This window comes from Methylobacterium aerolatum (genome assembly GCF_022179085.1).
Taxonomy (GTDB): domain Bacteria; phylum Pseudomonadota; class Alphaproteobacteria; order Rhizobiales; family Beijerinckiaceae; genus Methylobacterium; species Methylobacterium aerolatum.
The window spans coordinates 100,403-109,901 of sequence record NZ_BPQE01000009.1 but is presented as its reverse complement, the minus strand read 5'-3'; the positions used below and the strand labels follow the sequence as shown (position 1 = coordinate 109,901).

Annotated in this window: 8 protein-coding genes; 4 read left to right on the top strand and 4 right to left on the bottom strand. The window is 73.1% G+C overall.

The features are described 5' to 3' along the window. The first annotated feature begins 41 nt into the window (after window positions 1-41). Window positions 42-1,238 (top strand): zinc-binding metallopeptidase family protein, encoded by a 1,197-nt coding sequence (locus MFF06_RS06610; protein WP_238202249.1) that lies wholly within the window; start codon window positions 42-44, stop codon window positions 1,236-1,238. A gap of 245 nt (window positions 1,239-1,483) precedes the next feature. On the opposite strand, the gene mntR is transcribed toward MFF06_RS06610, so the two are convergent. Continuing rightward, window positions 1,484-1,942, bottom strand: coding sequence for a manganese-binding transcriptional regulator MntR (gene mntR / locus MFF06_RS06605; RefSeq protein WP_238202247.1), 459 nt, complete (start codon window positions 1,940-1,942; stop codon window positions 1,484-1,486). Between the two features lie 140 nt (window positions 1,943-2,082). On the opposite strand from mntR, the gene MFF06_RS06600 reads away from it, so the two are divergent. Further along, window positions 2,083-3,411, top strand: a complete 1,329-nt coding sequence (locus MFF06_RS06600) for an Nramp family divalent metal transporter (protein ID WP_238202244.1) — start codon at window positions 2,083-2,085, stop codon at window positions 3,409-3,411. A gap of 54 nt (window positions 3,412-3,465) precedes the next feature. Here the strand turns inward: MFF06_RS06600 and MFF06_RS06595 are convergent, their stop codons facing one another. The 3 genes from MFF06_RS06595 to MFF06_RS06585 all read right to left on the bottom strand — a co-directional run bounded on the left by MFF06_RS06595 (window position 3,466) and on the right by MFF06_RS06585 (window position 7,030). Next, window positions 3,466-5,154, bottom strand: coding sequence for a thiamine pyrophosphate-binding protein (locus MFF06_RS06595; protein ID WP_238202242.1), 1,689 nt, complete (start codon window positions 5,152-5,154; stop codon window positions 3,466-3,468). A 144-nt stretch (window positions 5,155-5,298) separates the two neighbouring features. Further along, a complete protein-coding gene (locus MFF06_RS06590) occupies window positions 5,299-6,183 on the bottom strand; it encodes a LysR substrate-binding domain-containing protein (RefSeq protein ID WP_238202239.1) in 885 nt (294 codons plus the stop codon). Window positions 6,184-6,199: 16 nt separating this feature from the next. Further along, complete coding sequence (locus MFF06_RS06585) at window positions 6,200-7,030, bottom strand: transporter substrate-binding domain-containing protein (RefSeq protein ID WP_238202331.1); 831 nt, start codon at window positions 7,028-7,030, stop codon at window positions 6,200-6,202. A gap of 177 nt (window positions 7,031-7,207) precedes the next feature. On the opposite strand from MFF06_RS06585, the gene MFF06_RS06580 reads away from it, so the two are divergent. Next, window positions 7,208-9,055, top strand: a complete 1,848-nt coding sequence (locus MFF06_RS06580; protein WP_238202237.1) for a glycosyltransferase family 2 protein — start codon at window positions 7,208-7,210, stop codon at window positions 9,053-9,055. 132 nt (window positions 9,056-9,187) lie between these two features. Continuing rightward, on the top strand, window positions 9,188-9,454 hold the full coding sequence (locus MFF06_RS06575) for a hypothetical protein (protein ID WP_238202235.1): 267 nt from the start codon (window positions 9,188-9,190) through the stop codon (window positions 9,452-9,454). The last annotated feature ends 45 nt before the right edge of the window (window positions 9,455-9,499 follow it).

Below are 9,499 nucleotides of genomic sequence, written 5' to 3'. Positions count from 1 at the left end.
GCAGGGGGAAGCCGGCGCGCCGGTTCCCGGGACCGCCGCCGATGAAGATCTTCCAGTGCCAAGCCTGCGACCAGCCGGTGACCTTCGAGGCGACGGCCTGCGAAAGCTGTGAGCGTCGTCTCGGCTACGTGTGCCTCCGCCACGAGGTCTCCGCCCTCGAGCCGGCGGGCTTCTCCGGCCATCCCCTGATGGGCGGCGCCCCGGTCTTCCACGCCTATGCCGATCAGGGTCGGCGCTATCGCCTGTGCCAGAACGCCGTGTCGGGCGGCTGCAACTGGCTGGTGCCGGAAGAGGACGGCGACATCTTCTGCACCTGCTGCCGCCACAACCGGGTCGTGCCCGACCTGACCCTGCCGTGGAACCTGACCCGCTGGCGGCAGATCGAGGCGGCCAAGCACCGGTTGTTCTACTCGCTCCTGCGCCTCGAACTGCCGCTGGCCACCCGCGCGCAGTACACGGACGGGCTCGCCTTCGACTTCCTGGTCGATCCCTCGGAGACCTCCGGCGGCGGGCCGCCGGTGCTGACGGGCCACATCAACGGCCTGATCACCATGAACATCGCGGAGGCCGACGACGTGGAGCGGGAGCGCCGCCGGATCCTGTTCGGCGAGCATTACCGCACCCTCCTCGGGCACTTCCGCCACGAGATCGGGCACTACTTCTGGTACTTGCTGGTGATGAACAGCCCGTACCAGGGCTCATTCCGGGCGCTGTTCGGGGACGAGAGCCTGAACTATGTGCAGGCCCTCCAGGCCCACTATGCCGGCGGCGCCCCCGCCGACTGGGAGGAGAGCTACGTCTCGGCCTACGCCACCGCCCACCCCTGGGAGGATTTCGCCGAGACCTTCGCCCACTACCTGCACATCGTCGATACGATCGAGACCGCCTCGACCTTCGAGTTGCACGTGCGCCCGCGCCTGCGCCGCCCCGTCGGTTCGCTGCCCCAGGCCCCGACGGTGATCGACTTCGATCCCTACGACACGCAGGATCTGGACAGGCTGATCGAGGCGTGGCTCCCCCTCACCTACGCGGTGAACTCGCTCTCCAGCAGCATGGGCCAGCCGGCGCTCTACCCCTTCACCCTCACCCCGGCGGTGATCGCCAAGCTCGCCTTCGTCCACGAGCGCATCTACGCCGCCCGCGTCGGCGTGGTGCCCCATCCCGGCGAGGCCGAGGCGGACATCCTCCGCGCGGTGATCACCGGGCTGCGGCGGAAGGTGGCCGCGCCGGTGGTGTGAGGGGGTGGACGGTCGCCGGAAAGCCTCGCGAAAGGATGTGCGCCCCCTCTCCCGGCAGGGGATCGTTGCGAACCTTCTTCCCGCCCTCGACCTCATCCTGGGGTGCCGGAGCGCAGCGGAGGCCTCGAAGGAGGGCTCCAGGGATCGGGGACGCCGACCGAATTCCACCACGATCCCCGCAGGCGGGGGTGGGGGGTGGACGGGGTCTTTCGGCTCTTCGACCCTGCCGGTCCGCCTGCAAGCCCCTACCCCCGCCGCCCCTCGGCGAAGGCCCGAAACGCCTCCAGCGTCTCGGCGCTGACATGGTGCTCGATGCCCTCCGCGTCGCGGCGGGCGGTCTCGGGGCTGACGCCGAGCGCGCAGAGGAACCGCTCCACGATCCGGTGGCGCTCCCGCGCCTCGCCCGCCAGCCGCTTGCCGGCCTCCGTGAGGAACACCCCGCGGTAGGGCCGCTGCTGCACCAGCCCCTCGTCGCACAGGCGCCTCAGCATCTTGGCGACGGTGGGCTGGGCGACGCCGAGGCGGGCGGCGATGTCCACCTGCCGGGCCTCGCCGCCGTCGCCGATCAGGTCGTCGATCAGCTCGACGTAGTCCTCGACCAACTCCAGCCGCCGCGCCTCCCGGGCCTGCCGGAAGCTCTCGACATGCCGCTCCGGGTCGACGAGGGCGGTCTCGCTCCGCTCCGAGGCTTCCGGTTCCTGCATCCGCGCGGCCTCCTCCGGGGCATCGAAGCCCGTCTCTAGAGCCTTGCCCGTCGGCGTTGCAATGACCTCCCCGTCACCGACCTTGCCACGAGCCTCGGCTTTTCTATATAGCAGGAGCTATATTCGAGGGACGGGGTGGGATGGCGTCAGGAGAGGTGGTCCCGGCGGAAGTCCGCGAGTCCGGAGGCCTCAGTCGCACGACGGAGGACGGGATCCGCGCCGTGCTCGACGGGCGCGCGAACGGGCGGACCCGGTTCCTGCTGTTCGTGGGGCCGGCGGTCACCGCCTCCATCGCCTACATGGACCCCGGCAACTTCGCGACGAACATCCAGGCCGGCGCCCGCTACGGCTATACCCTGCTCTGGGTGGTGCTGGCGGCCAACCTCACGGCGATGCTGTTCCAGGCCCTCTCCGCCCGCCTCGGGATCGTGACGGGCAGGAACCTCGCCGAGCATTTTCGCGATGCGCTGCCCCGCCGCTGGCGGCTCGCCGCCTGGGGCGTCAGCGAGGTCGCCGCCATGGCCACCGACCTCGCGGAGTTCCTGGGCGGCGCCATCGGCCTGTCCCTCCTCGTCGGGATGCCGCTGATGGCGGGGATGGCGGTGACGGCGGTCGTCACCTACGCGATCCTGCTTCTGGAGAACCGGGGCTTCCGCCCGCTGGAGATCGCGGTGGGCGCGATGGTCGGCACGATCGGCCTCTGCTACGCGGTGGAACTGGCGATCGCCCCCGTCGCCTGGGGCGAGGCGGCCAAGGGGCTCGTCACCCCAAAAATCCCCGATGCCGAGGCGCTGACCATCGCGGTGGGCATCATCGGCGCGACGGTGATGCCCCACGCCCTGTTCCTGCATTCCGGCCTGACCCAAGGGCGGGGCGCTCCGCGCAACGAGGCCGACCGGCGGCTCCTCGTGCGCTTCTCGGATCGGGAGGTGATCGTCGCCCTGGCGCTTGCCGGCCTCGTCAACATGGCGATGGTGATCATGGCGGCCTCCGCCTTCCACCTCGGCCACAGCGAGGTGGCCGAGATCCAGGAGGCCTACAAGACCCTGACGCCGCTGCTCGGCCCGGCGGCGGGGGCGGCCTTCCTCGTCTCCCTGATCGCCTCGGGCCTGTCCTCCTCGGTGGTGGGGACGCTCGCCGGGCAGATGGTGATGCAGGGTTTTACGGGGTGGCGCATCCCCCTCCTCGTCCGCCGCCTCGTGACCATGGCGCCCGCCTTCGCCGTGGTGGCGATCGGCGTGGACCCGACCCGCGCGCTGGTGCTGAGCCAGGTGGTGCTGTCGCTGGCCCTGCCGGTGCCGATGATCGGCCTCGTGGTGTTCACGGGCCGCCGCAGCCTCATGGGCGCCTTCGCCAACGGGCCGTGGACCAAGGCCGCCGCCTTCGCCGGGGCCGGCGTGGTGTTGGCGCTGAACCTCGTGCTGCTGGCGCAGGCCTTCGGCGTGCCGGTGCCGGGGTTGGGGGAGTAGGGGCCCGCCACTCACCGCCGTCCCTGCTCTCGCAGCAACGGGGAAAACGTCGCCTCACCCCGCCTTCACCACCACCTCCACCAGATTCGCCCCGCCGGAGGCGATCCCCGCCTCGATCGCCGGGGCGATATCGGCGGCCTTCGTGACCCTCCGGGCGGGGACGCCCATCGAGGCGGCGAGCGCCAGGAAATCGATGCGCGGGTCGGTGAGGTCCATGGCGATGAAGCGGTTGGCGCGGGCCGAGGCGTAGTGCGACTGGCCCTTCATGTAGTTCTTCAGGATGTTGTACTCGGCGTTGTTGATCACCACGAAGGTGACAGGCAGCTTCTCGTGGGCGGCGGTCCAGAGGGCCTGCGGCGAGTAGAGCGCCGCGCCGTCGCCCACCACGCAGACCACCGGTTCCCGGTCGATCCCCAGCGAGAACCCCACCGCGGCGGGCATCCCCCAGCCGAGCACGCCGCCGCGCATCGCCGCGTATTGGTGGGGCGAGGAGCTGTCGAGGAAGGTGCGCAGGCGCGTGAGCGTGGCGGGCGCCTCGTCGATGATCGGGGTCTGCGCCCCCACCGCCTTGGCGACCTCGCGGGCGGCGACGAGGGGGTCGATCACCGGATCCTCGAAGGCCGCATCGGCGGCGGCGTGGAGCTTGCGGCGGCGCTCGGCCTGCTCGGCCACCGCCACCTCCCGGAGCTTGGCGAAGTCGTGGGCCTTGTCGGTGAGGCGGGGCGCCAGCAGCGGCAGCAGGGCATCGAGGGAAGCGCGGATGTCGCCCACCGTGGAGAGGGCGGTGGCGTAGGTCCGGCCGAGGTCGCGCACGTCCGCCGAGAGCTGGAACACGGCCGTGCCCGGCGGCACCGCCGAGCCCTCGGAATAGAGCACGGTGATGAGCGACTTGCCCCCGAGCGCGAAAACGGCCTCGTAGCGGCCGAGGATCGCGGCGATGGAATCGGCCCGCGTCGGCAGGTTGCCCGCCCAGAGCGGGTGGCTCGTCGGGAAGGGGATGTGCGCCGGCCAGGAGGAGCCGTAGACCGGGGCGGAGAGCAGGTCGGCCAGCGCCACGGCCTGCGCGGAGGCGTCCGACGAGTCGATCTCGTCCCCGGCGATGATCGCGAGCCGCCCCGGCGCCACGGCGGCGAGTTTTTGGGCCAGGAGGTCGAGGGAGCCCGCGACCGCCCGCTGGTCGATGGTGGAGGTCTCGCCGGCCGGCACGTCGGTCAGCGCGTCCATCACGTCCATGGGGAGCGACAGGAAGACGGGGCCGGAGGGCGCGGCGGCGCAATCGTGGAAGGCCCGGCGGAGCAGGATCGGGATCTGGTCCGGGCTCGTCACCTCGCGCGCCCACTTCATCACCGGGTCGGCGATGGCCACGAGGTCGCCCATCAGCAGCGGGTCGGTGAGCGCGTGGCGCAGGTCCTGCTGCCCGGCGGTGACGACCAGCGGCGTGCCCGAGACCTGCGAGTTCACGAGGCTGCCCATGCCGTGGCCCAGCCCCCCGGCGGTGTGCAGGTTGAGGAAGGCCGAGCGCCGCGCCCCCTGCGCATAGCCGTCGGCCATCGCCACGGCGGTCGCCTCCTGCAGGGCCAGCACGTAGCTCACATCGTGCGCCTCGGTCAGCGCGTCGATGAGGGGCAACTCGGTGGTGCCGGGATTGCCGAAGATGTAGCGCACCCCCTCCGAGCGCAGCACCTCCACCAGAAGCTCCGCGCCCCGGCGCCGCCCGGCGGCCTCGACGGTGGTGATGGTCATCGTGGATCCCCTGTCTCTCCACGAGGCTAGCCAGGGGATCCCAAAGGGCAAGCCCTTCGGTGGGGTCCAGGGGTAAAGCCCCTGGGACGACGCGGGGCGCCGCCCTGCACCCGCCAGAGGGCCCAGCCCTCCGGACACCCTATCCTACCGCCGCAGCACGTCGATGAAGTCGCGCACGAAGGGGGGGAGCGCGGAGAGGTCGCGCAGACACAGGGTCAGGTCCCGGCGTGCCCAGGGGTCGGAGAGGGGGACGACCGTGATCCCGAGGGTCCGGGCGGCCCGGAGCGCCGTGCTCTCGGGCAGGATCGCCAGCCCGACGCGCGCCTCCACGAGGCGGCACACGGCCTCGAAGCCGCGCAGCTGCGCCCGCAGGCGCATCGGCCGTCCCAGGCGGGCGGCCTTCTCCACGAGGAAGCGGCTGATGGCGCTGCGGCGGTCGAGGCCCACGAGTTCCCGCTCCAGTACGTCGGCGAAGGCCACCGCGCCCCGCCCCGCCAGGGGATCGCCCCGGGCGGCCACGAGGGCGAAACGGTCCTCGCGGAACGGGATGGTCGCCAGCGCCCCCGTATCCACCGTGCCCGAGAGGATGCCGAAATCCGCCGCCCCCTCCGCCACCAGCCCGACGATCTCGTCCGACGTGCGTTCCTCGATCTCGACGGCGATGCCCGGATGCGAGGCGAGGAAGTCCGCCAGGGGGCCGGGCAGGAATTCGATCAGCGCGTGGGTGTTGGCCACCACCCGGATCTGCCCCGCCGCGCCGCCGGAATAGGCCGCCATCTCCTCCCGCAGGCGCTCGGTCCCCGTGATCACGCTGCGGGCGTGGGCGAGCAGCGCCCGCCCGGCGGGGGTCGGGCTCACGCCGTGGCGGGTCCGGGTCAGGAGCGGCGCGCCCAGGCTCTCCTCCATGCCCCGGATCCGGGCCGAGGCGGCGGCCAGCGCCAGGTGCGCCCGCTCCGCCCCGTGGGTGATCGAGCCCGCCTCCACCACGTGGCGGAACAGGCCGAGATCGACGAGATCGAAGCGGATCATGGCCGGGCGGGCCCGGTCAGAACGGGCTGACGGGGAAGAAGCGCAGGTACAGCTCGGTGTACTTCCCGTCGTCCCACACCCGCTGCAGGGCGTCGTCGAGGGCGCGGGCCAGGGCCGCGTCCTCCTGGCGGGTGACGAGGCCGATGCCCTCGCCGAAATAGCGGTTCTCGAGGTAGTCGCCGCCGATCAGGGCGCAGCAATTCTCCGCCTCCTGACCGCCCACGTACAGGGCGAGGTTCAGCCCGTCGGCGAAGAGGTAGTCGATGTCGCCGCGCTTGAGGGCGCCCTCGGCGGCGGCGAGGTCGGCGAAATCCCGGAGCACCGCCTTGGGGAAGAACGTGCCGAGGTAGGCGGCATGCGCGCTGCCCGCGATGACGCCGACGCTCCGCCCCGCGAGCGCGGCGGCGGAGGGGACCGGCAGGCCCCGGTCGGCCCGGGCCGCGAACCGGGCGGGCCAGCGGAAATACGGCCGCGTCGCCAGGAATTTCTGGCGCAGGGCGGCGGTGAGCGGGATGGCGGCGGCGACCACGTCGCCCTGCTTCGCCTCGAGGGAATCGAGGAGGGTGTCGAAGCGGCGCGCCTGCACGGTGCAGGGGATGGCGAGCTTCTCGCAGACCGCCCGCGCGAGCTCCACCACGAAGCCCGTGGGCGTGCCGTCCGGGCCGGCGAAGTGCAGGGGCGGGAACTCGTCGTCGGTCAGGAAGCGGACCGCCCGGCCGGTCTGGGGCGCCTCGATCCGCTCGCCCCGGCTGCGCGGATTCCAGAAATCCGGCACCGCGACGGCGGGAGTGTCGGCGGGGGCCTGTCCCGTCGCGGCGGCGGCGGGGGGGAGGGCGACGGCGAGCAGGAGGCCGAGGCCCGCGAGGGTCCGCCCGGCGGCGCCCACAGGCCATCCGGCGGCCGATCTTGACCGGAATGGGCGGAGGATGCTCCGTCCGGAGCGGGCAGGCGGCGGCGCGATCACCGCCCTCCCCTAGCACGGCTCGCGCGTCCTGCGGGAGCGGAACCTTCGGTGTCATCCCCGGTGACGGGCTCCCGTTTCGCCTCGCGATTCTTCCCCGATATCGCCTTCCTCACGGAGCACGGCGTCCCGCTCCGGCGTCTCGCCCAGGCGATCGTGCTGGCGCGGCGCTCGGGGACCGACGCGGCGAGCGCCCTCCTGCGGGCCGGCCTGACGGACGAGGACACCTACTACCGAGCCCTCGCCACCCGCCTCGGCCTGCCCTTCCTCGACGGTGCGATCCCCCTCGACCCGGCCTCGGCCTATCCCGAGTGCCTGCGGGACGGGGTGGCGTCGCTGGCCCCCGGCCACGGCGCCGCGGTGGTCCTCGCTCCGCGGGGCCGCGACATCGGCGACCTCCTCGACGAGGAGGCCGCACACGGGCCCGCCGCCCTCGCCGGTTGGGCGATCACCACCCCGACCCGCCTGCGCCTCGCGGTCTACGGGACGATGCCCGCCCACGTCGCCGCGCACGCGGCCGGGGAGCGGGACGGCCCCGCTCCGGAACGGGCCTTCGCCCGGCGGCCCGCCAGCCACCGCCTGCTCGCCCTCGCCGTCGCCCTCTCCGCCGCCCTCGCCGTGGTCGCGGCGCTGCCCGAGACGGCGATCCTGCCCAGCGTGGTGGCCGCGCAGGTCCTGTGCCTCGCCGCGATGGTGTTTCGCCTGGGCGCCCTCGTCATCCCGCCGCCGGAGGTGGAGGCGCCCCCGCTCCCGGACGCCGCCCTGCCGGTCTACACGGTGCTCGTCGCCCTGCACCGTGAGGCGGCCGTCCTGAGGCGCCTCCTGCCGGCGCTGGCGGCCCTCGACTATCCGGTGGCCAAGCTCGACATCAAGCTGCTGATCGAGGCCGACGACGCCGAGACCGCCGCCGCGCTGGCGGCGATCCCCCTGCCCGCCCGGTTCGAGGTCGTCACCGTGCCGCCGGGAGACCCGCGCACGAAGCCCCGCGCCCTCAACGCCGCCCTCCCCCTGGCCCGCGGCGATCTCCTCGTGGTCTACGACGCGGAGGACGTCCCCGAGCCCGACCAGCTGCGCCGGGCGGCGTCCGTCTTCGCCCGGGCGCCCTCCGCGACGGCCTGCCTCCAGGGGCGCCTCGTGATCGACAACCACGAGGGCTGGCTCCCCCGCCTCTTCGCCCTCGAATACGCCGGCCTGTTCGACGTGGTGAACCCGGCCCTCGCGGCGCTGGGAATGCCGATCCCCCTCGGGGGGACCTCCATGCACCTGCGCACCGAGGTGCTGCGCCGCCTCGGGGGCTGGAACGCGTGGTCGGTCACCGAGGATGCCGAACTCGGCCTCCGGCTGGCGCTGGCGGGCTACCGGATGGGCGATCTGCCGAGCGCGACCTTCGAGGAGGCGCCCCTCGGCGCCCGGTCGTGGCTGCGGCAGCGCTGCCGCTGGATGAAGGGCTTCCTCCAGATCAGCCTCGACCACGGCCGCCGCCCCCTCGCGACCCTCTCCCGCCTCGGCCCGTTGCGCAGCCTCTGCGCGGTGGCGCTGGTGCCGGGCGCGGTCCTGTCCGCCCTCGCCTATCCGGTCTGCTTCCTCGCGACGGCCTGGGTCTTCCTCCGGGGCGGGATCGAGGCTTCGCCCTCCCTATTGGAAAACGTCGCGACGGGGCTGGCGGTGACCGTCTTCCTCGTGGGCCTCGTCTGCCTCGTGGGGCCGATGGTCCAGGGCTGCTGGAGGCGGCGGTGGTTCGATCTCCTGCCGTTCTTCGTCCTGCTCCCGTTCTACTGCCTGTTCCTCGGCGCCGCCGCCGGGTGCGCGCTGGTGGAGTTCGTGCGGGCGCCCTACCGGTGGAACAAGACCGAGCACGGCCTCTCGCGGACGACGCGCAGCGGCTGGCTGACCCCCGTCGGGCCCGGGTGACCCGCGCTCGGCCGCCCCGGCCCTGCGGCGGCGGCCCGCCCGGCGCGGATCCGACGGAGGGCGCCGAGGTCCAAATGGCCGCGGCGGCGCGATCCGGCGCAACGGATCGCCCCCCTTCGCCGTTGAGGGAACATGAGCGAGCCCAGCGCCACCGTCGCGATCCTGATCGGCACGCCGGAGGGCGCACGCCTCCTCGCGGCGTCGAGCGAGCGCGAGGCCGCCCGCGTCGCGGAGCTCTTCCTCCTGCGCCTGCCCGCCAAGGCCCTCCCCGCCCCGCTCTGGGTCCAGTGCGCCGACCGGGCGCTCGGCCACCGAATCACCACCTACCTCGCCGACTTCCAGGACGAGCGGGTGCGTGAGCGGGATGCGATGCCGGTGTTCCCCGGGCGCGGGGCCTGACAGGGCGTTTCCCGTAACACCCCGAATCGCGGGAAATGCCCTAGT